This window comes from Magnetococcales bacterium, from assembly GCA_015232395.1.
Taxonomy (GTDB): Bacteria; Pseudomonadota; Magnetococcia; order Magnetococcales; family JADFZT01; genus JADFZT01.
Genome location: JADFZT010000048.1, coordinates 1 through 26558, shown reverse-complemented (window position 1 = coordinate 26558; position 26558 = coordinate 1). Strand labels below are relative to the sequence as shown.

The following is a 26558-nucleotide window of genomic DNA, read 5'->3' as shown; positions in this document are numbered from 1 at the left end:
CACATCATGTCTATCGGAGCGATTAACGGTGCACCTCTGTCCTCTCTTCTTTCCCTGTCGGGCAGCGAAAGCAAAAGCGGTGGTCAGTGGAGCGATTTTTCCAACGTTCTTTCCAAGCAGATCAAGGAAACCGATCGTTTGCAGAAAGAGGCCAAGGAGATGACCCAAAAGGCCTTGCTCGGTAACGCCGGGGTTTCCATCCACGAAGCCCAGATTGCCAGCTCCCAGGCGGAGTTGCACACGAGGCTGCTGATGGAAGTTCGCAACAAGGCTGTTGAAGTGTACAAGGAAGTGATGAGCATGCCGGTCTAGGCTGTTTGCTCATTATAAGTGAAAAGAAAGATGCGCCACTGCCCAGTGACACAAGGAGGTGAAGCGCATACCGGTTGATCCATGACCGGACCAGGGTTCCACCCCTTCGGGATTTTGCCAACGGGCTGCATGGTGTTGGCAATATTCCATTCCAGGCATGATGCCCAAGGAGGGGATGGCGCAGGGCAATCCACCACGTTAATGATGAAAAATCTGACATGGCTGAGGCGATGAGCACCATGACCGAGACTCCCGAGTCACCGGTCCAATCACTGAACCGATTTTTGGAAGGTCTCCCTTTGGGGGGACGCAACGGCATTTTTGTCGCTGTCGTTGCCGCCATCCTGGCGCTGACCGCCATCATCTGGTTTGCCACACGTCCCAGTTACAAGGTGCTCTTTTCGGGCCTGCCCGAAGATGAGGCCGGTCGGGTGGTGGCGCAACTGGGTAAGATGAACATCCCCTATGAACTCACCGCCGGGGGGTCCAACATCAAAATCCCCGAAGACAAGGTGTATGACACCCGCTTGGAAATGGCCACCATGGGCATGCCCAAAAAGGGGGTCGGGGTTGGTTTTGAAATCTTTGACGAAACCAACCTGGTGGGGATGACCGATTTCATGCAGCGGATGAATTATCAGCGTGCCCTTCAGGGAGAGCTGGCCCGTTCGGTGGAATCCATCGAACAGGTCCACAGCGCCCGGGTCCATCTGGTTCTACCCAAGCGATCTCTCTTTGTCTCAGAAGAGAAGGAAGCCTCCGCCTCGGTGGTGGTGGAACTCTCCAGCCGCCTGAAATCAACCCAGATCGACGGCATCGTTCACCTCATCGCCTCTTCCGTGGAAGGGCTGGAGGAGAGTGGGGTCACACTGCTCGATCATAAGGGGAATCTGATCGCGGGAGGCAAAGAGAGTCCCAAGGATGGCCGACTGCCCGCCGACGAAACCATGGCGCTGCAAAAGCGGATCGAAAAATCATTGGAAGATCGCGCCCAGGCGATGCTCGATAAGGTGATCGGGGTGGCGGCGAGCGGTATCTCCAAATCCATCGTGCGCATCACCGCCGAGCTGGATCTCTCCCGGGTGGAGCGCAAGGAGGAAATTTTTGATCCTGAAGGTCAGGTCGCCCGGAGCGAACAGACCACCGCTGAAGCCAGCAAGGGTCAGTTTGGCGCAGGTGGTGTACCGGGTGTGCGTCCCAACGATGCCAACGACGACGGGGTTGCCGGTGGTGCGGGCTCCGCCCAGAGTCGGGATGTGGAGCGGGAGACCGTCAACTATGAGATCTCCAAAACCGTCAACCATATTCTTCTCCCCGTAGGCACCATCAAGCGCCTGTCGGTGGCGGTCCTGGTGGATGGCACCTATCAAGCCACCGAAGATGGCTCACCTCCGGTCTATCAGCCCCGTACCGATGCCGAGATGGAGCAGTTGAAAAAGATTATCGTCCAGGCGGTGGGTTTCCGGACGGATCGGGGGGATACCATCCAGGTGACCAACGCTCCCTTCGAGTCTTTGCCTCTGCCTGCGGTTGACAAAGGCATGACCGCCGAAGAGTTCCTGAAGACCTACTGGCTGCAACTGGTCATCGGACTCATCACCCTGGCTCTGCTCTTCATGGTGGTGCGGCCTCTGGTGGACAAGCTCCTGGCTCCGGAAAAGACCCCCGACTCCAGTGGTGTGCCCCTCAGTGTGGCCAACCTGGAGGCGCAACTGGCAGCCGAAGGGGTGGGAACACTGCCTACCGAGGGTCCGGTACGGGTGAAGATTCCGGATCGCAACATCCAGATGACCCAGCAGATGATCGCCGAGCATCTGGAAGAGTCCCGGGAAATTCTCCAAGCATGGCTCGCCCAGGACGATTAGGAAAAATGGGATGGTTTTCCGGGGATGGGAAGGTGACCCATGGGTGGCTTCCCCATCCCCTGACTTTAATCCCGGTGGGATGATGGTTTCCTGAAGTAGAGTCATTCGACACACGGGTAACACGGGTGTCAGACCCCATTAAACGGTTTTGGTAATAGCAAGGTTCGAACCCAAGGTAAGGATTGACCCATGACGGACATCATAGGCGAATCGGAAGTACCCCGCCGCCCGGGCCGACAACGACTGACCGGCAAGGAAAAGGCTGCGATTTTTATCCTCGCTGTCCAGGATGAGGAAGCCAAAGCCTTGATGGAGGGGATGAGCGACGATGAAATTCGTGATCTTTCCCGCACCATCATCCGCATGGGCACCATGCCCCCGGAAGCGGTCAAGGCGGTGCGTCAGGAGTTTTTGGACCGGTTCGAAAACCAGCACTTCGATATTCGGGGTGGTCTGGGACGGGTCAAGGATTTGATCATGAAGACCCTGGGCAAGGAGAAGGGGCGTCATCTGCTCAAGGAGTTGCAGCAGGGTCCGAAAAACACCCCCTGGGAAATTCTCAACACCATGGAGCCGGCACTGATCGCCACCTTCCTGGCCAGCGAGCATCCCCAATCCATCGCCCTGGTGCTCTCCCAGATCAACGTCGAGCAAGCCTCCTTTGTCATCGACTTTTTGCCTCCGGACGTGCAACAGGAGGTGATCTTCCGCATGGCCAAACTGGGCAGTCTGCCCCCTGGAGCCCTGGAGGATATCGAGGAATCCCTGCTGACTGAGCTGGATGCCTTGGGAGCCACCCGTGGCGTCTACACCCACGAGGGTGGTGGCGGTGTGGTCAAGGTGGCGGAAATGTTGAACCTCATGAGTCGGGATATTTCCGACAAGTTGCTGGCCTATCTCGACGAAGAAGACAACCCCTTGGCCGAGGAAGTGCGCAAGGAGATGTTCCTCTTCGAAGATCTGCTGCTCATGGACGACAAGAGCTTCCAGACCCTGCTTCGGGAGATTTCCAACGACGATCTGCTCAACGCCCTCAAAGGGGCCGACGAGCGGCTCAAGGACAAGTTTTTCAACAACATGTCCGAGCGTGCAGCGGAAATGTTGCGGGAGGATCTGGAAATGATGGGGCCGATCAAGGTCGCCGATGTGGAGTCGGGCCAGCAGACCATCCTCAAAGAGGCCCGGAGATTGGAAAACGAAGGTTCCATCGTCATCATGGGCAAGGGCAGCGAAGATGTGGTCCTCTAAACCCAACGGGAGTGCCTGGTATCGCCACCAGGATCGGAGTGGATGGTTATGAGCGCATTGGCAAAAAGAAAACGACGTCTGCCGACCTTTTCCGACAGCGACATATTGAGCTATGCCGAGTTGGTGGCGCGGGAAGCGCCCAAGCGGTCCGGTTTTTTGCCTTACCAGGCCGACGGCAAGCTGCATCGCCCGGCCCCTCCAAAAAAACCCCCGGCCATTCCACCGGAGGTGTTGGAAAAAAAACGTCTGGAAAAGCTGGAAAAGGAGGTCTATCAAAAGGCCTTTGCTGCGGGCGAAAAAGCCGGTTTGGCGCTGGGGGAGCAAAAGATGCAGCAGGAGATGGATCTTCTCCTGCCCCAGCTGCAATCGATCCTCGACGAGTTGGAAACCCTCCCGGGCCGGGTTTTTGCCGCTTCGGAGCGGTTTATGGTGGAGACGGCCATTGTGCTGGTTCGGGAGTTGGTGGCCCATGAACTATCACTGGAGCCCGAACGCATCAACGCCCGTATTCAACGGCTTTTGACCCAGGTGGCCAATCGCCGGGAGGTGGTGGTCCATCTGGCCCCCCATCTGGCGGAGCTGATGGGAAATCTGAACGGTTTTGAAAATCTGCGCTTTGAAGCCAACCCCACGGTCCCTCCGGGATCGGTGCGGGTGGAGAGTGATTTTGGCGGGGTAGAGGACAACCTCGGTAGCCGCTTGCAGGAGATGGAGAGCGGCATGCGGGCGGCTCTGGTGGACCGTCTGGAAGAGCAAGGCTATCGGGGGATGGTGACTGGAGAAATTGGTACGCCTACCGATGAGGCTGTCGCACACCTGGAGTCTGTTGCCGATCAGGCCGCTCTGGATGCCAAAGAGGCCCTGACGGTAGAAGCCCGGGCGGCTGAGGAGGCCCGGTTGGCTGAGGAAGCCGCCGAAGCTCAGGCTGATGAAGCGCCGATGGTTGAGGAAGCCGCTGAAGCACCGATGGCTGAGGCAACCGCTGAAGCGCCGATGGTCCAAGAGGCTCAGACGATCCAGGAGTCAGCTGAAGAGCAAATGGATGTTGACGCCTCGGTCAATGGGGAAGCGTCCCCTGACAGGGTGGAAGAAGTGATGGAATCGGACCCCCCACAGCCCCTGGAAGAGCCTCGGGAAAGGGAGGCCTCTCCCGTAGACCAGGAGGCGATGACGGATGACTCTCCGGAACGCTCTCCCATGGCCGCTGAGTCCCGGATGAGCGAAGAGGCGTCTGCCGGGATGGCAGCCAATGCCCGGGATGAACCCTCCCAGCAGGACAGTGGTTGGGGAGAGACCACGGCTGAGACTGAATCCGGGTTCAACATGTCAGATCTGCCCGAAAATCCTTCAGAGAGTCCCTGAAAACCATGATGGAGAGCGAAGAAATCTCCCTGGAACTGCCCTGGAACGATTATGCCCAGGCGGCAACCGAAGGGCTCTCTTTCCAGAAGATGGGGCGGGTGACCCAGGTGGTGGGCCTCTTGATCGAAGGGGATGGCCCGGCCTCCAGCATCGGGGATATGTGCGACATCATCACCGGTGAGGGGGAGCGGATGGTCAAAGCGGAAGTGGTTGGCTTTCGCAATGATGCGGTGTTGCTGATGCCTTTGGGGGCTCTCAAGGGGGTGCGTCCCGGGAGCTTGATTCTATCCCGGGGAGAAGCGGAAACGGTAGCGGTGGGGGATCGGCTTTTAGGGCGTGTGATCGGCCCCTTGGGGGAGCCCATGGATGATGGCCCACCCCTGGAACTCAAGGGCAGCGTGCCCCTCTATTCCGACCCCATCAATCCCATGTTGCGCAAGCGCATCGATACCCCGTTGGATCTGGGTGTCCGAGCGGTCAACGGCCTGCTCACCATCGGTCGTGGCCAGCGGGTAGGCATTTTTTCCGGCTCCGGTGTGGGTAAAAGTACCCTGATGGGCATGATGGCCCGCTATACCAAGGCCCAGGTCAACGTCATCGCCCTGGTGGGTGAGCGTGGCCGGGAGGTGGTGGAATTTTTGGAAAAAGAGCTGGGACCGGAAGGATTGGCCCGCTCGGTGGTGGTGGTGGCGACCGCTGACCAACCCCCGTTGCTACGGCTGCGGGCGGCTTTTTATGCCATGGCCGTGGCGGAATATTTTCGTGACCGGGAAAAGGATGTCCTGCTGCTGATGGATTCAGTGACCCGTTTTGCCATGGCCCAGCGGGAAGTGGGTCTGGCTCGGGGAGAGCCACCGACAGCCAAAGGCTATCCACCCTCCACCTTTACCATGCTCCCTCGCCTGCTGGAACGGGCGGGGCGGGATCATGGCAATGGTTCCATCACCGGGCTTTTTACCGTTCTGATGGAAGGGGATGACATTCAGGATCCCATCGTCGATGCGGTGCGGGGTATTTTGGATGGACACATATTGCTCTCCCGGGATCTGGCGGACAGCAACCACTATCCCGCCATCGATATTTTGGGCTCCATCTCCCGTCTGATGGACGATATGGCCCAGCCGCAACACAAGGAGATGGCCGGTCAACTGCGGGAGGCCCTGGCCACCTATGCGCGGGCCGAAGATATGATCAACATCGGGGCCTATGTCGCCGGTTCCAACCCCCGAATTGATCGTTCCATCGCCCTCATCGAACAGATCCGGGGCTTTTTGCGCCAGGCGGTCTCTGAACAGAGCACTCTGGAGGCGACGGTCCAGCAGCTTCAAAGCGCCCTGGCCGCTCCCGGCAACTGATCGGCAAAATTCAGGCACTCCGGCACCCCCGGCAACCAATTGGCGGAAAGTATAGCCATTCTATCTGAAAAACAGACTCTCCTCTCTGACTCGTTATCCCCGTCAAAGCGGGGATCCAGGGAGACAATTGTTGCCCTCAAGAAAAAACACAAACCTTCAGAAAGGCCGGAGTTTTTCTGAAGTGATACAAGGTTTGGAAAGGTTCGTGCCAGACTCCCTGGATTCCCGCCTTCGCGGGAATGACAGCATAAGAGCAACGGCATCTCTCCAATTTTTGATTGGAATTGCTATACCAGGCCCAGCCATGGTTGCGGTCACTCCCCACCATCGCTTTTGGGATCAGAAGTTCGGAATCCGGGAATCAATCTCCGTTTCCAATGTAACTTACTGGTTTTGATGTAAAAAACGCCCATTTATACGAGGTATGACATGCTCTCTCTCAACTCTCCACTCCTCGCCGTCGGCGGCTATCTTTTGCTGGTTTTTATCGTTGTGGGGGCTTTGGCCCTGGCAGACAAGCGGCGCTGGGAAGAACATCATCAACATTTGCGTCGCAGCCGTTAGGAAAAGAGGCTCTCTCCCATTTGCTCCACTACGGATCCTTTTCGGGTTTTCTCCAAGGACGATTCAGCGGGTTCCTGGGGTGGTTCATGGGGGCGTCTCCCCCCTGGCACAATAAATGCGACACTATCTCCGACTTTCTGCTCAAATGTAGGAGACGGCACCGTGAATCCATTGGAAATTGTGACCCAAGGCGGGGAATTCAGCATCGTCGATCAAGTGGAACGCCAAACCCTGGTCGAAGGGATCCGTTCCATTCAACAGGCGTGGCAGATGCAGGCAAGATTTGCCAGCTTGAGAGAAGGATTTGCCAAGCCGCCAGGCCTTCACCGCCATGTGATCCGGCCCCATCGACCGGTTGTGGCATCCGCTTGAAAAAAAACGCCATGGGACTTCACAGCCAGGATCTGCCAGGGATTTTCAGCGGTATTTTTGCGAAGGGTGGGGCAGATTTTCTGCGGCATCGAATCGCTCCACCTCCCGGATGGAGACGATGTGGCTCTTGTTGACGATGGTGGTCAATTTGGGGTTTTTTTTGTCGACCACCACCACCCACGGCTGGGATAGGTTCATAAAGTCGTAGAGACGGGTCTGGAGATCCACATAGAGGGTTCCCCGGATGTGGCGTCCCGTCACCAGCTGAACATCCACCTTGAGTTCATTCTTGGGCAGCACCTTTTCCAGGTTTTTATCCTGCATGGATTTGCTTGCCCGACCGGGGAAAAAGGGATCCAGATCGTTTTTGTCGCTCATCGGTCCGCCTGTCTATTTTGGAAATCAAACGACACCAACCTAATCCCTACCATACTTTCAGTCCCTTGCAAATCAAAAGCAGCGCCTTTTTTGAATGGCTGAGGTCTCCTTTCCCCCCACTGCATAAACCCTGCACCTGTTATCCCGGGAGCTTGTTGCAATAGCCCCCTTTCAGCCTTCATGCAGCGTTACCCAATGTTTTTGTGAGCTTCACATATATCTGAACAGGCTGGGATTCTCAAAAACTGCCAGCCAAATCTTGGGACCAAAATCGACCCATTGCAACAGGCTTCCAGGTTGATTGGAAATGGTTCTGTGCCGTCTCTTTTCGGAGGAGATGAAGGCTTGTTTTGTCTGATGAGAGCTTGGGGGGAGGAATTTTTGGCAGCAAATTGTTTTTTAAGCCATGAAAGTTTTTTATTCAATTGATCGTTTTACTGTTGATTGCTTGTATCGCTGCTGCTCCCCAAGCTATTTCTTTTGCAAAAAAGTGATGCCGGTATTTTAACGATTTGTCTTGATGAATGGGAATGATTCGTTTTTCTGTCGTGTAGGCGAAGATTGGTCTCTAACTGTCACTCTTTACAGCATTACCAAGCTATTTTGCCATACATCTCTGCGTTAAATTTATTTTTAAAAAAAGAGGGGATGTGGTTCAAGTGGATGAATTTTTGATAAGCATCAATTTTCCAACTGTGGATCGTTGGTATTCTGCCTGAAAAAAGGTCGCAAGTGGTTCTTTGATGTTTTGATTTTCAGAATATTGGTGCAATGCTTGGTTGGTATTTCCCGCAAAATTTGCAGGTTTTTTAGTTTGGAGCAGGTTGTGGGCGGCTTTATTCCACATTCGACCAAGGTTCGAGAGCTATTCGGACATCTTGAGCGTCAATGTGAGAGGGGTATGGCAATGAAGAGAGCTATGCTTGTGAAGTCAAAGGGTTCCGGTAGTGATAGGCCTTCTAGCCTGTCGGCTGTCCGGCCATTTTTCCGCTTTGGTCTGGCTCTGCTGGTTTTGATGGGGGGAGGGGCCTCCCAAGGGGGCAGTGAAGAGCTACGGGGGCCGGCTTTCTATCCCCCTGAGGAAAACACGCTCCTGGTCTCTGCCGAGTGGGTCGCCCAAACCATCCAGCACCCCAAGGAGGCCGGTGACTTGGACCTTCTGGTCACCCTGGATCAACACTTTTACGCTCCTGGTGAAATCTTGATCCGCCGCTTTGCCAAACAAGAGGGGCTCAGTGTTAATGTGCAAAAAGGCACTTGTGGCACCACGGCCGGAATGCTCGCTGGAAAACAGGCGGATATCGGTTCCTTTTGCTGTCCACCCGCTTCATCAGACCGCCTCCCTGGACTGGAATTCCATACCGTCGGCATCGTTGCCAACGCCCTCATCGTCCATCCTGACAACCCCATCGTTAACGTCACGCGTAGCGAGGCGGAAGCGATCTTTACCGGGGAAATCAAAAAATGGAACCAGCTCTCCGATCCAGGCGTCCGTTCCCTGACTCACAACATTCATCCGACGACCCGTTTGCACTGTAAAATACGCCCTGGCCATTGGCGCACCCTCCTGGATAACGAAGACTATTTTTCGCCCCTGATCCACAACACCAGCACCATGCTCGACATGATGGATGTGGTGGCGGCAGATCCGTTGGCCATTGGTTGGGTGGCCAGGTGGGTCATGGAGGAGCCTGGTAATCTGGGAAAAGTGCGCGCCTTGAGCTTGGACGGGGTGCAACCGGACGATATCGCAGCCCTCTCCCAGGGGCGTTATCCCTATTATAAAGTGTTAAATCTCACCTCCTGGAAGGGGGCGCCTGACAATCCCAAGGCAGACCGGCTGATTGATTATCTCCTGGAAAATACCCACCGAATCGATGTCAAAAACCATATCGCTGATCACAAGCGATTGCGGGAGGGGGGGTGGCGTTTTTCTGGGGATGAGGTGATCGGAGAACCCGTTCCATGAGTCGTTGGCTGACCCATTTTCCCCTGGCGATCCAGGCGGTTGCCATGGGTTTGCTGGTCAGCCTGGTGGTGGGGGGGACCCTCGATTATTTTCTCTCCGAGCGGTTTCGGGAACTGACCGTCAATAAGTTGAACGTCGAACTGGGCCGGGAGCTGCGCCTGGTGCGGATCCAGGTGGATCAATATAAAAGCGGCTTTCGATCATTGGGCCGATTGCTGACGGAAAACAGTCGGCTGTTGGCCCATACCCGCTCCCCATCCACCGAGCTTTCTTCCCCAGATCCCATCCTTCACACCCGGGTTCCCCCCTGGCTGCCGCCAGCCAGCGTCTGGCGGGAAACCTTGCCGAGCTTTTTTATCCTGCTGGACACCCAAGGCCGGATGATCGAGTACTATTCCATCACCGGGGAAAAATTTTCTCCGGGGTTTGTGAAAAACCTGCCCCTGCATCTGGCCAAAAGCCTGGGCCAGGTGTTGACCACGGCAGTGGATGGTCTTCCCTACTATCTCTCCACCACGGAAATTCGAGAAAAAAGAGGACCTCTCCAGGGATATCTGATGTTGGTGCGCGCCCTGGATGATGGGTGGATTCAGGCGCTTTTTCCCATCACCGGGGCAGATGATCTGACCGTTTTGCTGCTCATGGGCACCCCTCCCGTTATCGTTGCGGATACCATTCCCCATACGGTCCATCAGCCCGGTCGACTGGATCTTTTGATGGAAAACTATTTTGTCGCGGGGAAAAGTTTTGAGGATTATGGCAGCTCGGAAGTGAAGCTCAACCTGGCGGTCTTGGTCAACAAGGCCCGGGTGCTTGGCTTTAGTGAACAGCTTCTTACCGAAGAACGCCGTTCCCGGACCATCCTGACCATCTGTCTGCTGGTGCCACTGCTGGGGCTCGCCATGGTGGTGGTGATCCGGGTGCGACGCCTCACCTCCCGGGTGGATCGCTTTGCCAAAGAGCAGCTGGGCACCCACCTGGGGGTGGGGACTCAGGGAGATGAGCTGCGGATTCTTTCGGAGGCCATGGGCAACCTGGAAGGTCAAAACCGCTTGGCCAACCGTTCCCGCGCCATCATCACCCAAATTCTCCGCTCCGGAATGGAATCCCACACCTTTGAAGAGCACCTGCGTATCATCCTGGAGCTGTTCCTCCAGGGGACTTGGCAGGTCAATCAGGACAAAGGGGCGATTTTTCTTTGGGATGAAGAAAACCAGACCCTGCGGATGATGGCCAGCAAGGGGTTGGACAGCACGCTGTTGAACTTATGCAAAGAAGTGCGGGTCGGTCATTGCCTTTGTGGTCAGGCAGCGCTCTCCAAAGATCTTGTTTTCGCCTGCGGGGTGGATGACCGTCACCATACCCGTTTTGAGGGCATGGAGCCCCACGGTCACTACTGCCTGCCGATTCTTTCCCAGGGGCATCTGCTGGGGGTGGTCACTGTTTATCTACAGCCGGGCCATCAGCGGGATTGGGAGGAGGAGGAGTATCTTTGGACCATCTCCCACACCTTGGCCACCATCATCGAGCGCTTGCAAACCGATCAAAAATTGGAGGTGGCCAGAGCGGAAGCAATCCGGGCCAACCAGGCCAAAAGTGAATTTTTGGCCAACATGAGCCACGAAATCCGCACCCCCATGAACGCCATCATCGGTATGGGCCGCCTGCTGGGGAAAACCGATCTGGCTGTACGGCAAAGGCACTATCTGGACAAGGTGCTGCAATCCTCCCACTCCCTGCTGCGGATTATCAACGATATCCTGGATTTTTCCAAAATCGAGGCGGATAAACTCAACCTGGAGGAGGTGGATTTCGACCTGGAAGGGGTTCTCCAGGATGTCTCCAGTCTGATCGCCCCCCGGGCGGCTGAAAAGGGGATCGATTTTCTTCTGGCCACCGCCCCCGAGACCCCCTGCAACCTGGTGGGTGACCCTTTGCGTCTGGGGCAGGTGTTGATCAACCTGGTGGCCAATGCGGTCAAGTTTACCGATTTTGGTGAGATCGTTATTTCCGTCAAGCCGGTCCATCAGACCGATACCTTTACCTGGCTACGCTTTTCGGTGCGGGATACCGGCATGGGATTGACGCCAGAGCAGCTGAAAAAGCTGTTCCAGGCCTTCAGCCAGGCCGACAATTCCATCACCCGTAAATATGGCGGCACGGGCCTGGGGCTCACCATCTGTGATCGCCTGGTTGGGATGATGGGCGGTCACATCGAGGTGGCCAGCACCTATGGCAAGGGGAGTCTTTTCAGCTTTACCGCCGCCTTCTCCCGCAATCCGATAGCCCAGCATCCCGAGTCGAATAAATTACCTGTTCTCCTCCAGGATCTGCGCTCCCTGGTGGTGGACGATAACGCCACCGCCCGGGAAATTCTCAAAGATCTTTTTGACTCCATGGGCTTGAGTGTCATGACGACCGACTCGGGTCAAGCGGGTTTAAAAGAACTGGAGCGGGCCTCTGATGACGGCGAAAAGCCCTATGACCTGGTGCTGATGGATTGGCAGATGCCTGAAATGGATGGCTTGGAAACAGCCCGTCGGATCTTCAACCATGAAAAACTGGCTAAAACGCCCACCACTCTTCTGATCACGGGTCACGTCAAGGAAAACCTGTCGGGGGAGATCGAAGACAGCGGTCTGGCCGGTATTCTCACCAAACCCATCACCCCTTCGGCTCTGTTCAATGCCATCCTGAGTGCGATGGGTGGAGAGGAGCAACTGCCTGCCCATCCTGCCCGGGAGGAAGAGTTGCTGGAGGCTCGGGTGAGGCAGCGGGTAGAGGGGGCCCGGGTGCTGCTGGTGGAAGACAACACCATCAATCAGGAGGTGGCCCGGGAAATTTTCCAGGATGTGGGGCTCATCGTCGAGTTGGCTGAAGATGGCCAGAAGGCGGTGGATCTGATCAATGAATCCCAGGGGGAATTTGACGTGGTGTTTATGGATTTGCAGATGCCGCGAATGGATGGTTTTGAAGCCACCCGCCGTATCCGCTCCATCCCCGTGAACGCCACCCTGCCGATTATCGCCATGACGGCCCATGCCATGGTGGGGGATAAGGAAAAATGTATCGATGCCGGCATGAACGACCACGTCTCCAAACCCATCGACGTGCGGGAGCTGTTCGAATGTCTGGCCCAGTGGATTCAACCCAAAAGCCGTATTGTGAAGCCCGAGGTGTCTGATAGAATGGATCCCATCATCACCGACCCCGCTCAAAATCCTTTTGCTGGTGATCTGCCGGGAATAAACATCCAGTCGGGTCTGCACCGCTTGCGGGGTAACCATAAACTCTATAAAAAGTTGATTCTGGATTTTGTCAAAAAAAATGCCCTGGTCGTCCAGGAGCTTCGGGAAACCCTTAAGATTCGGGAGGTCGAACAGGCTGCCAGGCGGGTCCATGCCCTGAAAGGTACTGCAGGCAATATATCCGCTGAAGCGCTCTCCCGTACCGCACTGGATCTGGAAAAGGCGATCAAGGGACAACGCACCGCTGAGTGGGAGCCCCTGCTGGGGCGGCTTGAGAGAGAGATGGCTGAACTCGGTCAGAGTGCCGACATCCTTGTCCGACATGAAAGATCCTTACAGCCGGGTGAAGATCCAACGGGGGATCAAAAATCGCCAGCCAAAGATGGCCAGGATTCTGGAAACAGCAGCCCGGTGGATACGGAAAAACTCCACACCCAGCTAACGGAAATGGCTGAGCTACTGAAGGCCAACAACTTGCGAGCCCGGGGCTTTTTGCCCAATCTGACGGAATTGCTTCGGGATACGGAACTGGAATCGGAGTTGAAACCCCTGGAAGAGGCCGTGGGACAACTGGACTTTGCCCGGGCTCTCACCATCACCATGACCCTCTCCGCCCGTTTGGGGGCAGGAGAGCAAACCAAGGACAAGGATGTTCCCTGATATGGAGACCTCTCCCGGACCCAAAGAGACCATCTTGGTAGTGGATGACGAACCTGCCAATATCGAGTTGCTCCATGAAGTTCTCCAGGATAACTACCACGTCCTTTTTGCGACCAATGGTCGGCAAGCCCTGGAGATCGCTACCCGGCAGATTCCGGATCTGATCCTGCTGGATATCATGATGCCGGAGATGAACGGCACCCAGGTCTGTATTGAGCTGAGCCTGGATGCCAAAACCCGGGAGATTCCGGTTATTTTCGTCACGGCTCTCTCAGGGGCCGAGGAGGAGACCGCCGCCTTGGAGATAGGGGCGGCGGATTATATTACCAAGCCCGTCAATGCCGGTATCGTCATGATACGGGTGCGCAACCAGCTGGAGATCAAACAGTGCCGGGAGCGTTCTGAAAGGCTCTATCGGGCTTACCAGGCCTTGTTGGAGCATACCGGGGAGATGATCCTGATGTTAAACCGGCAAGGGGAAATCCGGGAACTCAATCCAGCTGCCCAAAGTGGATTAATCCTGGATCCCCCCCAGGTTATCGGCGATAACTGGAACGGGCTCTTCAGTCAAGCGGATGAAGGGGCTCGGGTGATCCAGGAGATCCAGTCCCAGGGATGTTTTGTGGGGGAAGTTTCCCTCAAACAAAGTGACGGTACGATTTTGCCCGTTCAGCTCTCCTGCTATACGCAAATGGATCCCGAGGGGGAGGAAGAGCTGATCGTGTGCCACGGAAAAGCCTGCCCCGCATAAAAGCATCACCCATCGGTTGGGGGCCATCGAATGCGCCTGCCATCCGCTACCGGCAAACTGAATCGCTTTCTCCCGATTGGCTTGGTGGATCAAGAGGCTGGGGCATGAGCGTACGCCCAACTGCCGGATTCAGGTTCAATTCAGGGGAGCGGTCGCCCTCTCCAAAGGAAACACCACCATGGCAGATAAAAACGATTGCCTTGCGAAAATCCTCGTGGTGGATGATGAGCCGGTCAATATCGAGCTCCTGGCAGAAATTTTGGAGACCGATTTTCAGGTTATCTTCGCTACTTCCGGTGCCGCCGCTCTCAAAATTGCCTCTGTCCAACTGCCCGATCTGATTCTCCTCGACATCATGATGCCCGAAATGGATGGCTACGAGGTGTGCGAAAGGCTCAAGGCCGATGACGCCCTGAAAGAGATCCCGGTGATCATCATTTCGGCTTTGGGGGGGGAGGCGGATGAGTCCAAAGGGTTGCAGTCAGGGGCGGTGGATTACATCACCAAACCGTTCAACCCCACCATCGTCAAGCTCCGGGTGGACAACCATCTGGAACTCAAACAACATCGGGATCGCTTGACCGAGATGGTCATCGCCCGCACAGCAGAACTCCACGCCGCCAAGGAAAAAGCCGAAGCCGGGGATCGGATCAAGAGCGAATTTCTCTATCTGATCAGCCACGAACTACGCACCCCCCTCACCAGCATTATCGGCTTTTCCGGTCTTCTGGAAACCAAGCTGGAGGCGGCTCACCAGGAGAGCGTTCGCCATATCTCCCAGGCGGGAGAGCGGCTGATGGTGTTGGTAGACGATATCCTGGATCTGGTCAAGATCGACACCGGTGAGGCCCTGCCCAACCACACCGCCTTTGCCCTCCGGGAACTGATCGACCAGGTGACCGAAACACCCATGGATCAGGCCAAGGTGAAAGGACTTACCCTTCAGGTTCAGCTGGATCAGGGGGTGGGGGAGCAGGTGCGCACGGATCGGGAAAAATTACGCAAGATTCTTCGCCATCTCTTGGATAATGCCGTCAAGTTTACCGATAAGGGGGCTGTTCAGCTGCTGGTGGCCAGAGAGGCGCCCGGTGGGGAAGCGGGGGAGAGGGCAGCCTTGCGGTTTACGATACAGGATAGCGGCAAAGGTTTGGCCCCGGACCAGCAGGAGATGATTTTCAGATATTTTACCCAGGTGGAAGCGCCCGAAACCCGCACCCGGGAAGGCGCTGGATTGGGGTTGGCGCTCTGCCGGCGATTTGTGGGTTGGCTGGGGGGGCGTATCTGGGTGGAGAGCCAGTTGGGCTCAGGCAGTACCTTTTACTTTACCGTACCCTTGCTCTGATCCTAACAAGGGCTGGGCCGCTTTAGTGACGCAACCAACGGCAAACACTTTCAGCCCTCATCCTTCGGCTGATCATCAGCCCTGCTGCTACTCTTCTATAGCCATCCGAATCAAGAATTGGACATATGCCGTTGCACTTTTTTTGTCATTCCCGCGAATGTAGGAATCCAGGGGGGTTGGCACGAGACCTTCCAAATCTTGCTTCACTTTCAACAAAATACCGACCTTGATAAAGATTCGGTTTTTCCTTGAGGGTCATGATTATCTCTCTGGATCCCCGCCTTCGCGGGGATGACGAGTCAGAGAAAAGTGTTCAGTTCTGAGGTAGACCTACTATACCACCCCCTCCAGTGCTGCCGTGAATCAGTTCGAAGCTTCCAGATAGAGCTGATCCAGTAGCTCGAAGAGCTGATCCTTGATGCCGTTAAACTCATTCATTTTTTCCTCAGCCTGAGTGGGATCCCCTTCGCTGACCAGCTGCACCGCCTCCCGGGCCACTTCGTGAACCCGCATGTGTACCTTGCCCACTTTCTGGAAGATCGGCATCTGGCTATAACGGGCGGTACCATCGGTATCGTACCATTTGCCAAAATCGCACTCATGCCCGCTGGCTACCTGTTCGGGACGCAGGTCGGAGCGGCCACGAATCACACTTTCCAGCTTGCCCAGCCATTTGAGGTGAGCCCCCTTGATGGCTTTGACTTTGAAGGGCTCCTCACCAACCGAAATACCCGCCACGGAAGCTATGAGTTTGTTGCCGGGAATGACGGAGGTTTCGATCAAACGGCCGGTGTGGTTGATGGAGCCATTGGTGAGGGAGACATTGTTGAGAATGACCTTGACCTTGGCATTGGCCCCGCTGGTGGCATGAGCGGCTTCTTCGGCGGAACTGGATACATGCTGGGACATGGTGTTGATTTCCCGGTTTTGTTCCGCCAGGCTTTGGGCGGCCAGGGAGGCGTCTGAAGCGGAGGAAGCGATCTCTCCGGTGCCGTTGGCAGCCTCCAGGGCGGCTCGGGCCACATCGTCAGCGGCCATATTCAACTCCCGGGCATTGCGGGTTACTTCTCCGGCGGCTTCAGCCACACCAACCATGGTCTGGGCAATGCCATTGACCGTATCGGTCTGCACATCCACCGCATGGGTGATTTCCAGGTTGCCCCGATTGATGCGGTTGATGGATTGGCTGATCTCTTTACTGGCTTCGGCCACTTCCCGACTGTTTTTCTGCATTTGCAGAATCTGCTGGGAGATCATCTTGGTGGCGTTGCTGGTCTGATTGGCCAGATCTTTGACCTCGTTGGCGACCACCGCAAACCCGGCTCCGGCATCACCGGCACCAGCCGCTTCGATGGAGGCGTTCAGGGCCAACATGTTGGTCTGGTCGGCGATATTGTTGATGACTTCCACCACGTTGCCGATCTCTTCGGCAGAGTTGGAGAGTTTATCCATCACCCCCTGGGTGCCTCCTGCCTTGGCGTTGGCATCCTCGGATTCCCGGCTGGCGGCCTGGCAGCGCAGGCGGACTTGTTCCAGAGAGCCGCGCATCTCCTGGATGGAGGTGGCGACACTGTTGACGGAGTGGTCAACCTGTTCGAGGTTGGCGTTGACACCGCTGATGTTGGCGGTGATCTCCTCGGCGGCGGAGGCCATGGTGGTGACATTGGCGCTCGCCTGCTCGGCGGCGGCGGCGATGGTGCTGATATTGCTGGAAAGCTGGTCGGTGGCCGTCGCCATCTCACCCACCCGCCCAGCGGTGGATTTGGCCAGCTCCTGAATCGCCAGGACGTTGTCGGAGGTTTCGTTGTGCTCTGAACCGATAGAGCCGGAAAGCTCAAAATTTTCTCTGGAATCGGTGGCCAGGGTCTCCTTGGCCACGATAAGCTCGTCCGTCGCTGCAGAGAGTGAGTGTGCCTGAAGAAAAATGGTCTGAATGACCCGGATAAACCGGTTTCGGAGTTTTTCGATATCCTCGGAGATCAGGTCCAGCTCGTTGGGTTTGCCGATGATTTTCATGGGAGCCCGCAGATCTCCCTCGGCAAGCACTTTGAGTTCCTTGCGCATGTAGTAGATCTGGCGGTTGATGCGACCAACCTGCCAGATCACCCCAGCCACGATCAAAAGACTCAAAAGCCCACCGATTATCACCGCATTTTTGATCCCTCCCACACCCTTTTTGGACTCTTCAGCCATCAAAACCACCGCCTGGTTCATGGCGGTGAGAAGAGGCATGTTCATTTTCAGGAGCAGATTTCGGGTGGTTTTCAGGTTGCCATCACCCTCTTTCAGGGATTGCAGGGAGATCCACATCGGAGCCCAGAGGGTGGATACCTGTTGCAGTTGGCGTTTTAGCTCCGGAAAGGGGGGCGCCAGATCACCCTGTCTACTGTCGCCGGGATCCAGGCTCAAGGGGGCGCTGCCACCGCTTAACAGGCCGGCGAGGGTGGCATTGAAAACCCGGGCGGAGTTGAGCAGGGCCGAATAATTTTCGTCGTTGCGGCTCTCCTCATAGAGGAAAAATTCCTTGGTCATTTTTTGGGTCAGCATCCGTTGCCGCCCCGCCAGATTGATGCCTACCGAATCTTCGGCCATCTCACTGGTCATCAGAAAAACAGTCAGAAGAATGCCGAAAATGACCACGACCAAAGCCCCGTTGGTGGCCAGAAGCGTTGTCTTCAGGGTCAGTTTGATCTTATTCATCACTACCTCTACCAAGGAGAGTGGGCTTTTGTGGCGCGCGCTCTCAAGTCATCCCGCGCAAGGTTTGGGCGGGGTTATCTTTTTCATTTGATATTCATTTGACAGGCTCTTCCTTGCCAAAGCCTCTCAAAAGCGCTTGGTCGGGAAGGAAATGACAAAAAAAATTTATTTCTTTCCTTCCAAAGAAGCAACCCTGTCAGGAAAGAATATTAACTGAATAATAGTCAACGAATCACAAGAATAGTCAGGAGTGGTTCAATGTTTGATCATTTGGCAAGGTGGTGTGGCTGAAGCAAAATACAAACCACATTGAAATCAAACTGAAAAAATAAAAAAAATCCCCACAGGAAGCAACCGAGAAGCATTTGGTTTGATGTATCGAATGGTAACGTAATGATCGTATTTAACGAAAAAAATCAAACCGGGGCGGTGACGATGTTGGGTTTTTGGTTGGAACGGGACGCTGTTTCAAAACAGTGGAAGAGACGCCAGCGTATCCAAGGCGCTTGTGTAGCGCTTGATAAGTGTATTGGGAAACGGCCTTGGGCAGAAGAGAAAGAAGAGAAATGGAGAGGATAAAAACAGGGGCTGGGGTGGAAATCAGATCTCTGAGATCAGCTCCCGGGCCAGGGGATCGTTATGAAAGAGGGTTTGAAGTTTGCTCATCCCCTTTTTTTCAATCTGGCGGACCCGCTCACGGCTGATGCCAAATTGGTGGGAGAGGGTTTCCAGGGTGAGGGGTTTGTCGGTGAGAAAGCGGGCGGTGATGATCGCCTGTTCCCGGGGGTTGAGTTTTTCCAGCCCCTGCCCGATCAACCGGGTCATGACCTCTTGGTGTTGGGTGGAGAGGAGTTCATGTTCGGGGCCGGGGCGCTGATCGGGGAGTCCGTCGATCATCTCACCGTCACCCTCCAGGACCGGCTGATTAAGGGAGGTGTCGGCCCCGTTCATGCGACTGTCCACTTCCAGGATGGTGTCGGCATCGGTGCCAAATTTTCGCGCCAACTCTTCGGCTTCGTCCCGCTCCAGAGGGGCAAAGTGTTCTTTGGCTTGGCGGAGTTTGAAAAAAAGCTGGCGTTTGAGCTGGGTGGTGGCGATCTTCACCATGCGGAAGGAGCGCAGGATATAGTCGTGTATCGCTGCCCGGATCCACCAGATGGCATAGGTGGCCAGCCGATTACCCCGTTTGGGATCAAACTTTTTGACCGCCTGCATCAACCCTACGGTGCCTTCCTGGACCAGATCGGCCAGGCTCATCCGATAGTTGAGATATTCCCGGGCCGTTTTCAGCACCAGCCTTAGATAGGCGTGAACCAATCGGTGGGCTGCTTCGAGATCGTCATTTTCCTGATAACGGGTAGCCAGATGAAACTCCTCTTCGGACGACAGGATGGGGGCTTCCAGGGCTTGGCGAAGGAATTTCTGGAAACCGGAATCGTTCTCAACGAGGGCCGAATCGGTATAACGATGGCTGGCTATGGGCAGGTTTGACATGAATCACGGCGACTGTTGTTGGTATGTTGTGGGGTGTCCTTTTCTTGAACAAAAAAACCCAAAAAAAAACTTGAAAACAATGCAAAGCCATTATTAACTCCTCAGTATGGCTGTTGTTGGATTTTGTTTCAAGTGGCCTGTGCGTTTTTTTTGGCCGGAAGGGGGATGATTTTTGCATTTTCCAGGGAACCATCTCCTCTTTCTTGGACTCTTACGGCAGAGCTGATTTCACCTTGCCAGTAGGATTCCTGGGAGAGAGCTGTTTTTTTATCTTCATCCCTTGAAATTCAAAACCAGGACCCTTATTTCAATCTGGTAGGGGTGTTGTTCCTTCTCACCATGGGCAGCCACACCCCCTTTGCTTTTCTTTCCCACCGGGACCGGGTGGGCTGGTGAAAAATCGAACGGTGCGCCTCGTTTGCCCCGGGTACGGATGGACCCCGTATTCGGCTACGAATCGCGCCACCCATTGTCGCTAAAATGAGACCTGTTTCAGCTACAGTGATGTTTCAAAAAGATTTCAAAAAAGATCCCCCTCCTGTCACGGCTTCCAGGCGGATGAATGCCTCGAACCAGCCGTTGGCAGCGCGACGATCCCACTTTTTGCAGGTGGCATCCGCACCCTCACAGCCACACCTCCCTTTTTCGTTCCCAGCGATCATTTTTCCCTCTGGCGGTATCAAACCGTCCCATCCAGCCCATGATGCAGCTTGGGTCGGGGGAGTGATATTTTTTTTCCCATTCATCTCTCTTATAGGAGATTTTTTGTCATGAAAAAAACCTGGAGCACTCTGGCTATCGCAGCTCTTCTTGGCGGTGCCGTCCTGACCCTGGCAGCAGATGCTTCTGCCTGGTGGGGACCCGGTTATGGACCTGGCTATGGGTATGGGCCAGGATGGAACAACGGTAACTGGAACAACTGGAACAACAATTGGAACAACAACGGCTGGGGCAACGGTCGTGGCAATGGCCGCGCCTCCGGTAACTTCGGTTTCAATATGGGCGGTGATGTGGCCGGTTCCGGCTCTGGATATGGCAACAACGCCTGGGACAACTATAACGGCTGGAACAACGGCTGGAACAACGGTTGGAACAACGGCTGGTATCCCTACTATGGTGGCCCGTGGGGTGGCTATGGTTATCCGGCTTGGGGAGCCCCTCCTGCCAATCCCGCCAGCGCCGATACCGGCAAGGCGTCTGCTGAATAATCAAACATCTTGTGATTTCCATAAGGGGTGGGGCATTGGCTCCACCCCTTATTTCGTTATACGCTACTTGGACCACCCGACCCATTGGTGAGGTGGCAGGGAGGGCTTGTGCCCAATCCGGCCACCTGAGGGAACCACAAGAGGGGAAATGATGATTGAAATTGAACAATTAACGCGGCGCTATGGTGACTTTACCGCCGTGGATGGGGTTTCATTCCATATCGGCAAGGGTTCTGTGGTGGGGCTGCTGGGCCACAACGGCGCCGGCAAGACCACCATCATGAAGATGATGACCGGCTTTTTGGAACCCACCTCCGGCACCATCCGGATAGATGGACTCCAAGTGGGGCCCGATACCCAAAAAATTCAAAAACGTATCGGCTATCTGCCGGAAAACTGCCCCCTCTGGACCGAGATGACGGTGATGGATTATCTCGATTTTATGGGGGTAATGCGGGGGATGGGGGAGCAGGAGAGGCCCAAAGCGATCAAGAGGGCTATTGAGCGCACCGTCCTCATGGAAAAGGCCTTGGATCCCATCGCCACCCTCTCCCGGGGATATCGTCAGCGGGTGGGGGTGGCCCAGGCGATTCTGCACACCCCCCAGATTGTCATTCTGGATGAGCCCACCAACGGTCTGGATCCCACCCAGATCAGACAGATGCGCACCCTCATTCGAGAGCTGGCCCAAGAGGCCACGGTGATTATTTCGACCCATATTCTCCAGGAGGTGCAAGCGGTGTGTGAGCGGGTGTTGATCCTGCGTTCCGGCCGCTTGGCCCTGGATACCCGTCTGGACGAGATGCAAAAGGGCCACACGATCCTGGTCACCCTGGACCGGGAAAGTGAGGGGCTGTTAACCGAAATTCCCGGTGTGGCCTCCGTGGCGATCCAAGATCAGGATTCCCCCAGCCAACGTTTTACCTATCGCTTGCAAGCCTCCCGGGAGAGTGCGCCCGCTATTGCCAGCGCCGTAGCCCAAGCCGGGTTGAAGCTCTATGCCCTGCAACCGGAGCGTCACGATCTGGAGAGGCTTTTTGCCCAGGTGAACGAAACCGAAGAAGCCGGGGAGGTGGGCCATGAATGAGATCAGACGGATAGCGGCCAAGGAGTTTTCAGGATTTTTTGCCTCTCCGGCGGCGTTTCTTTTTTTGGGCGCGTTTCTCGCGGCGACCTTGTTTATCTTTTTCTGGGTGGAGACCTTTTTTGCCCGCAACATCGCCGATGTCCGACCGCTCTTTCAGTGGCTGCCGGTGCTGCTGATTTTTTTGGTCTCGGCCCTCACCATGCGCAGTTGGTCCGAGGAGCGCCGTTCGGGCACCCTGGAGAGCCTGCTTACCGCTCCCATCCACCCGGTACAGCTGATTTTGGGTAAATTCAGCGCAGGCCTGGGGCTGGTTGCCCTGGCGCTGGCCTTGACCCTGCCGCTGCCGCTGACTGTGGCTTTTTTGGGCAATATCGATTGGGGGCCAGTCTTTGGGGGATATGTGGCGACGCTGTTTTTGGCTGGGGCCTATCTCGCCATCGGTCTTACCATGAGTGCCCGCACCGACAATCCCATCGTGGCGTTGATCCTGTCGGCTTTGGTGTGTGGTGTTTTTTATCTGGTGGGCTCTCCCACCCTTACCAATCTTTTCGGTCATGAGTTGGGGAACTTTTTAAGCCTCATCGGCACCGGCTCCCGCTTTGAATCCATCACCCGGGGGGTGCTGGATATCCGGGATTTGACCTACTATTTGGCGATTGTCGGGGTGTTTCTCACCTTAAACCGCTTCACCCTGGAAAAGCTGCGTTGGGGGGGCAATCCACCCTCTGACAAACATCGCCGTTGGCGGTGGCTGACGATTCTGATCTGCGCCAATTTTGTCGCCCTCAATCTTTGGCTGCAACCCATTGGTTGGTTGCGGGGGGATATCACCGAAGGCGATATTCACTCTCTCTCCAACGCCACCGAACAGACCCTCTCCCAGATTCAGGAGCCCCTGCTCATTCGGGGGTTCTTTTCGGCCAAGACCCACCCCTTGCTGGCCCCCTTGGTGCCGCAACTGAAGGATCTGCTCAAAGAGTATGCGGTGATTGGCCAGGGACGGGTGCAGGTGGCGTTTGTCGATCCCCAGCAGGATCCTCTCCTCGAAGAGGAAGCTGCCAGCAAATATGGCATCCGCCCGGTCCCCTTCCAGATGGCCAACCGCTATCAGGCGTCGGTGGTCAACTCCTATTTTGATATTCTCATCGCCTATGGGGATCAGCATCAGGTGCTGGGTTATCAGGATTTGATCGAAATAAAGATGCAGGGGCAGGGGGCGTTGGATGTGGTCCTCAACAATCCCGAATATGCCATCACCCAGTCGATCCGCAAGGCGTTGAACGCTTGGCAGTCGGGGGGAAATCCCTTCGAAAATTTAACCCAACCGGTCACCTTCCATGGTTATCTGACCCCTCTGGATCAATTGCCTGAGGCGCTGCGGGAGGTGCGGGTGGATCTGGAAGAGGTGGTGCAGGGGTTGGCAGAGGCTTCCGGCGACAAGCTCATCCCCCGATTTCAGGATCCGGAGGCCAATGGCGGGGAGCTGGGGCTGGAATTGAGTGAAAAATTTGGTTTTCAGCCCCAAATCGCCAGCCTCTTTGATCCAGCCCCTTTTTGGTTTTACATGGTGCTGGAGAGGGGCGGGGAGTTTGTTCAGATTCCATTACCCCAGGAGCTGACCCGGGCCGATCTCAAACGGGCCATTGAGGCGGGTATCACCCGGCTGACCCCGGGGTTTTTAAAAACAGTGGCTCTGGTGCAGCCCGCCACCCCTTCGGGTTATGGCGCGTCGGGTCACCGCTTCAACCACCTGAAGAGCGTGTTGGGTGAAAATGTCCGCATCCTGGAGGTGGATCTCAAGTCGGGGCGTATGCCGGGGGATGCCGATCTGCTGATGGTGTTGGCGCCCAAGGAGCTGGATCAAAAGCAGCTGTTTGCCGTGGATCAATTTCTCATGCAGGGGGGGACGGTGATGATGACAACCTCTGCCTTTGATGTCGCCATGGGAGAATATCTCGACCCCCAAAAAACCACCTCCGGATTGGCTGACTGGCTGGGGGAAAAGGGCATCCGGGTGGCTGACAGCATGGTGCTGGATCCCCTGAATGCGGCCTTGCCGGTACCGGTCAAACGGATGCTCGGTTCCATCGCGGTGCGGGAGATCCGCATGCTTCCCTATCCCCACTTTCCGGATATCCGGGACGCAGGTTTAAACGACCAAAACCCCATCACTGCCGCCTTGGGCCAGCTGACCCTCAACTGGGCCTCTCCCATCGATATCGATGCCGAAAAAAATGCCCAGCGCACCATGATCCCTCTGGTGACCTCCTCCAAGGAGAGCTGGCGAAGTGATTCCAACAACGTGCTCCCCGACTATCAGAGCTATCCGGAGCTGGGTTTCCCCCCGCCGGATGAACGCACTCCCCAACTTTTGGCGGTGGTGGTGGAAGGGCGTTTTGATTCTTTCTTTAAGGACAAACCCTCACCCCTGGCAGAAAAGGAGTCTGGGAGTGCCAGTGATAAAAAGCCGGGAGACTCTTCCCCCGGCCCGGAAGAGCCCGGTGACTCCCCGGCCAAGCCCAGTATAGCAGGGGTGATTGACCGCTCCCCGGAGTCGGCGCGTTTGATTCTCATCGGTGCCAACGGTTTCGCCTCGGATGACGCGTTGGATATCGCTTCCCAAGGGTTGGGGACGATCTATGAAAAACCGGTGGAATTTTTGCAAAACGCCATCGATTGGAGCCTGGAAGATCAATCTCTCCTCTCCATTCGCAGCCGCTCCCGCTTTGCCCGCACCTTGATTCCCATAAGCCAGGGCTCCCAGATGATTTTGGAAAGCCTCAACTATGTGTTGGCACTGCTGGGGCTTGTCGGGATCTGGTTTTGGCGCAGAGGGGTGACCCGAGCCAGGGAAGCACGTCATCAAGCCATTCTCGGGGAGACGACCCATGGATAAGCAGATCCGTTTATTGGGGATTCTTTTGGTAGGGCAACTGGCGCTGGCCGTGGCTCTTTTTTCCACGGGAGCGGATCTGCAAGCCGTGCGTCCGGATACCCCCCTTCTGGAGTTCGCTACCACCGACATCCACCGCGTGGTGATTCAGGGGGGTAGGGAAGGGGAAGAGGTGGTGTTGGTGAAAGGGGAGGCGGGCTGGCAGCTCCCGGACCATTTTGGTTTTCCGGCGGATTCAGACAAAGTCGAAGCCCTGCTCTCCCGCCTGGCCGCCCTTCGGCACGGTTTACCGGTAGCGACCACCGCCAGCGCCTTGCAGCGATTCAAGGTGAGTGAGGATGCTTTTGAGCGGCGCATTATCCTGCATCAGGGGGAGGGAGTGGCAGGCACGCTCTATTTCGGCACCTCTCCCGGCTTGCGGCGGATTCATGCCCGTGGGGATGGCGATGACGGGGTTTTCAGCGTTAAAATGGCTCTCCACGATGCCCCCTTCGAGGCTGAAAGGTGGGAAAACAAGCGGATTCTTACCTTCCCCGAAGAAGAGGTCACCGGCCTGGAGCTTTCCGGCCTCACCCTGACCCGGGATCCTGAGAGTGATGTGGTAGTGGACTCCGATGTGGAGGGGGGGGAGGAGAACTCCGATCTGACCCCTCCCTGGCAGGTGGTTGGATTGGAAGGGGGGGAAACCCTGCGCGCCGACCAGGTGGATACCCTGGTGCGAAAACTGGCCAATCTCAGCATCGACCGGGTGCTTGGTCTGGAAGCCAAGGCGGCGTATGGCTTGGATGCACCGGCGTTGACCCTCTCCATCACCCGTCGGGGCCAAGGGGAGAGTCACTACCAGGTGAGTGGACCTCTGGAGGGCTCTTTCCATGTGGTCAAAACCTCCAACCGACCGGAATATTTCCGCATTCCCCAATATGCCGGGGAGACGTTGCTGGAAAATGCGGCCCGGAACCAGCTGGTGGCAAGCCCCGTGGGAGAAGAGAGCCCATCGGAGGGCAACGAGACCGTGACAGAGGGGATGGAGGCAGCACCAGCAGTGGCCATGGATGCTCTTTTGCCGGAGTAAAGAGCACCCAGTCATAAATTTGGATTCAGCTCCAATGGCTCAGAGGGGGGAAGGATGCAGTGGATATTTCCCAGGCGGCTTTGGCAGGGAATCTGCGCCACCCCCCTCCACATTTACATCACCATCCTGACGCTCATCGGCCTCTATGTGGGGGTCTTCGGTGGTTTGATCGACTGGCTGGTAAAAATCACCTGGGAAGGGCTCTTGCTGGATATTCCGGGAGGCCTCTGGTTGCTTGTGGATCATCTGATTGTCTGGATCGTCGGATCGATTCTGATCGCTTGGTCTTTCATCTCCATCTCCCTTTTCAGACTGATCAGAGAGATGCCTTTTCGTTCAGAAAAGTGATTCGTGGATAGGGTTGTTTTTAAAACCAGGGCTGGAACAGTCGTGGGAGGGACCATTAACTCCTTTTTCTGCAAAACAGACTCATTCATGCTCAAATCAAGTGCTGGAATTGCTGGAATTTGGATTTATTTTAAAGGTGACTTGATACGAATCTTTCGGTCTGTCACAACAACAAAATGGCCCTGCCAACGTTCCATGTTTTCTTTTAGGATGAAATTTTCAAGACAATTAATCAGTTCTGCCCGTCCAGGTATCAGGGACACGTCAAGCTCCAAGGCATCCTCTTGAAAATATTGACGTTTCAATCAAATCCATAATCGGAGTCAAGAG

At 55.7% G+C, this 26558-nt stretch carries 18 protein-coding genes; 15 read left to right on the top strand and 3 right to left on the bottom strand.

The window, feature by feature from the left end; translation table 11 throughout:
• Positions 1-6: 6 nt before the first annotated feature.
• From fliE to HQL52_13275, 6 genes are all read left to right on the top strand, one after another.
• On the top strand, positions 7-312 hold the full coding sequence (gene fliE / locus HQL52_13300) for a flagellar hook-basal body complex protein FliE (GenBank protein MBF0370423.1): 306 nt from the start codon (positions 7-9) through the stop codon (positions 310-312).
• Between the two features lie 218 nt (positions 313-530).
• Positions 531-2177, top strand: a complete 1647-nt coding sequence (fliF, locus tag HQL52_13295) for a flagellar M-ring protein FliF (protein MBF0370422.1) — start codon at positions 531-533, stop codon at positions 2175-2177.
• A gap of 189 nt (positions 2178-2366) precedes the next feature.
• Positions 2367-3425: a flagellar motor switch protein FliG gene (gene fliG / locus HQL52_13290; GenBank protein MBF0370421.1), complete on the top strand. Its 1059-nt coding sequence runs from the start codon at positions 2367-2369 to the stop codon at positions 3423-3425.
• Between the two features lie 48 nt (positions 3426-3473).
• The gene (locus tag HQL52_13285; protein MBF0370420.1) at positions 3474-4787 is read left to right on the top strand and encodes a hypothetical protein; all 1314 of its coding nucleotides are present in this window, start codon (positions 3474-3476) and stop codon (positions 4785-4787) included.
• Between the two features lie 8 nt (positions 4788-4795).
• Positions 4796-6142, top strand: a complete 1347-nt coding sequence (locus HQL52_13280) for a FliI/YscN family ATPase (GenBank protein MBF0370419.1) — start codon at positions 4796-4798, stop codon at positions 6140-6142.
• Positions 6143-6868: 726 nt separating this feature from the next.
• Positions 6869-7078: a hypothetical protein gene (locus tag HQL52_13275; GenBank protein MBF0370418.1), complete on the top strand. Its 210-nt coding sequence runs from the start codon at positions 6869-6871 to the stop codon at positions 7076-7078.
• Between the two features lie 45 nt (positions 7079-7123).
• Here the strand turns inward: HQL52_13275 and HQL52_13270 are convergent, their stop codons facing one another.
• On the bottom strand, positions 7124-7456 hold the full coding sequence (locus HQL52_13270; protein ID MBF0370417.1) for a hypothetical protein: 333 nt from the start codon (positions 7454-7456) through the stop codon (positions 7124-7126).
• 919 nt (positions 7457-8375) lie between these two features.
• On the opposite strand from HQL52_13270, the gene HQL52_13265 reads away from it, so the two are divergent.
• The 4 genes from HQL52_13265 (at position 8376) to HQL52_13250 (ending at position 15426) form a co-directional block, all read left to right on the top strand.
• Positions 8376-9425, top strand: a complete 1050-nt coding sequence (locus HQL52_13265; protein ID MBF0370416.1) for a substrate-binding domain-containing protein — start codon at positions 8376-8378, stop codon at positions 9423-9425.
• Positions 9422-13333: a response regulator gene (locus HQL52_13260; protein ID MBF0370415.1), complete on the top strand. Its 3912-nt coding sequence runs from the start codon at positions 9422-9424 to the stop codon at positions 13331-13333. The genes HQL52_13265 and HQL52_13260 overlap by 4 nt, the downstream gene beginning before the upstream one ends.
• A 1-nt stretch (position 13334) precedes the next feature.
• Positions 13335-14084: a response regulator gene (locus tag HQL52_13255; protein MBF0370414.1), complete on the top strand. Its 750-nt coding sequence runs from the start codon at positions 13335-13337 to the stop codon at positions 14082-14084.
• A 178-nt stretch (positions 14085-14262) separates the two neighbouring features.
• Positions 14263-15426 (top strand): response regulator, encoded by a 1164-nt coding sequence (locus HQL52_13250; GenBank protein ID MBF0370413.1) that lies wholly within the window; start codon positions 14263-14265, stop codon positions 15424-15426.
• 363 nt (positions 15427-15789) lie between these two features.
• Here the strand turns inward: HQL52_13250 and HQL52_13245 are convergent, their stop codons facing one another.
• Complete coding sequence (locus HQL52_13245) at positions 15790-18126, bottom strand: type IV pili methyl-accepting chemotaxis transducer N-terminal domain-containing protein (GenBank protein MBF0370412.1); 2337 nt, start codon at positions 18124-18126, stop codon at positions 15790-15792.
• Between the two features lie 600 nt (positions 18127-18726).
• A complete protein-coding gene (locus tag HQL52_13240) occupies positions 18727-19620 on the bottom strand; it encodes an RNA polymerase factor sigma-32 (protein ID MBF0370411.1) in 894 nt (297 codons plus the stop codon).
• A 770-nt stretch (positions 19621-20390) separates the two neighbouring features.
• On the opposite strand from HQL52_13240, the gene HQL52_13235 reads away from it, so the two are divergent.
• From HQL52_13235 to HQL52_13215, 5 genes are all read left to right on the top strand, one after another.
• A complete protein-coding gene (locus tag HQL52_13235) occupies positions 20391-20828 on the top strand; it encodes a hypothetical protein (protein ID MBF0370410.1) in 438 nt (145 codons plus the stop codon).
• Positions 20829-20979: 151 nt separating this feature from the next.
• Positions 20980-21915 carry an ABC transporter ATP-binding protein gene (locus HQL52_13230; GenBank protein ID MBF0370409.1) on the top strand — a complete coding sequence of 312 codons (936 nt, stop codon included), beginning with the start codon at positions 20980-20982 and terminating at the stop codon, positions 21913-21915.
• Positions 21908-24811 (top strand): Gldg family protein, encoded by a 2904-nt coding sequence (locus HQL52_13225; protein ID MBF0370408.1) that lies wholly within the window; start codon positions 21908-21910, stop codon positions 24809-24811. The genes HQL52_13230 and HQL52_13225 overlap by 8 nt, the downstream gene beginning before the upstream one ends.
• Positions 24804-25880 carry a DUF4340 domain-containing protein gene (locus HQL52_13220; GenBank protein MBF0370407.1) on the top strand — a complete coding sequence of 359 codons (1077 nt, stop codon included), beginning with the start codon at positions 24804-24806 and terminating at the stop codon, positions 25878-25880. Before HQL52_13225 ends, HQL52_13220 begins: the two co-directional genes overlap by 8 nt.
• Before the next feature lie 54 nt (positions 25881-25934).
• Positions 25935-26228, top strand: a complete 294-nt coding sequence (locus HQL52_13215; protein MBF0370406.1) for a hypothetical protein — start codon at positions 25935-25937, stop codon at positions 26226-26228.
• Positions 26229-26558: the final 330 nt, after the last annotated feature.

What these genes read in the sequence shown, in the direction of transcription:
- fliE (MBF0370423.1), top strand. Translation starts at nt 7, where the DNA reads ATGTCTATCGGAGCGATTAACGGTGCACCTCTGTCCTCTCTTCTTTCC.
- fliF (MBF0370422.1), top strand. Translation starts at nt 531, where the DNA reads ATGGCTGAGGCGATGAGCACCATGACCGAGACTCCCGAGTCACCGGTC.
- fliG (MBF0370421.1), top strand. Translation starts at nt 2,367, where the DNA reads ATGACGGACATCATAGGCGAATCGGAAGTACCCCGCCGCCCGGGCCGA.
- HQL52_13285 (MBF0370420.1), top strand. Translation starts at nt 3,474, where the DNA reads ATGAGCGCATTGGCAAAAAGAAAACGACGTCTGCCGACCTTTTCCGAC.
- HQL52_13280 (MBF0370419.1), top strand. Translation starts at nt 4,796, where the DNA reads ATGGAGAGCGAAGAAATCTCCCTGGAACTGCCCTGGAACGATTATGCC.
- HQL52_13270 (MBF0370417.1), bottom strand. Translation starts at nt 7,456, where the DNA reads ATGAGCGACAAAAACGATCTGGATCCCTTTTTCCCCGGTCGGGCAAGC.
- HQL52_13265 (MBF0370416.1), top strand. Translation starts at nt 8,376, where the DNA reads ATGCTTGTGAAGTCAAAGGGTTCCGGTAGTGATAGGCCTTCTAGCCTG.
- HQL52_13260 (MBF0370415.1), top strand. Translation starts at nt 9,422, where the DNA reads ATGAGTCGTTGGCTGACCCATTTTCCCCTGGCGATCCAGGCGGTTGCC.
- HQL52_13255 (MBF0370414.1), top strand. Translation starts at nt 13,335, where the DNA reads ATGGAGACCTCTCCCGGACCCAAAGAGACCATCTTGGTAGTGGATGAC.
- HQL52_13250 (MBF0370413.1), top strand. Translation starts at nt 14,263, where the DNA reads ATGGCAGATAAAAACGATTGCCTTGCGAAAATCCTCGTGGTGGATGAT.
- HQL52_13245 (MBF0370412.1), bottom strand. Translation starts at nt 18,126, where the DNA reads ATGAATAAGATCAAACTGACCCTGAAGACAACGCTTCTGGCCACCAAC.
- HQL52_13240 (MBF0370411.1), bottom strand. Translation starts at nt 19,620, where the DNA reads ATGTCAAACCTGCCCATAGCCAGCCATCGTTATACCGATTCGGCCCTC.
- HQL52_13235 (MBF0370410.1), top strand. Translation starts at nt 20,391, where the DNA reads ATGAAAAAAACCTGGAGCACTCTGGCTATCGCAGCTCTTCTTGGCGGT.
- HQL52_13230 (MBF0370409.1), top strand. Translation starts at nt 20,980, where the DNA reads ATGATTGAAATTGAACAATTAACGCGGCGCTATGGTGACTTTACCGCC.
- HQL52_13225 (MBF0370408.1), top strand. Translation starts at nt 21,908, where the DNA reads ATGAATGAGATCAGACGGATAGCGGCCAAGGAGTTTTCAGGATTTTTT.
- HQL52_13220 (MBF0370407.1), top strand. Translation starts at nt 24,804, where the DNA reads ATGGATAAGCAGATCCGTTTATTGGGGATTCTTTTGGTAGGGCAACTG.
- HQL52_13215 (MBF0370406.1), top strand. Translation starts at nt 25,935, where the DNA reads ATGCAGTGGATATTTCCCAGGCGGCTTTGGCAGGGAATCTGCGCCACC.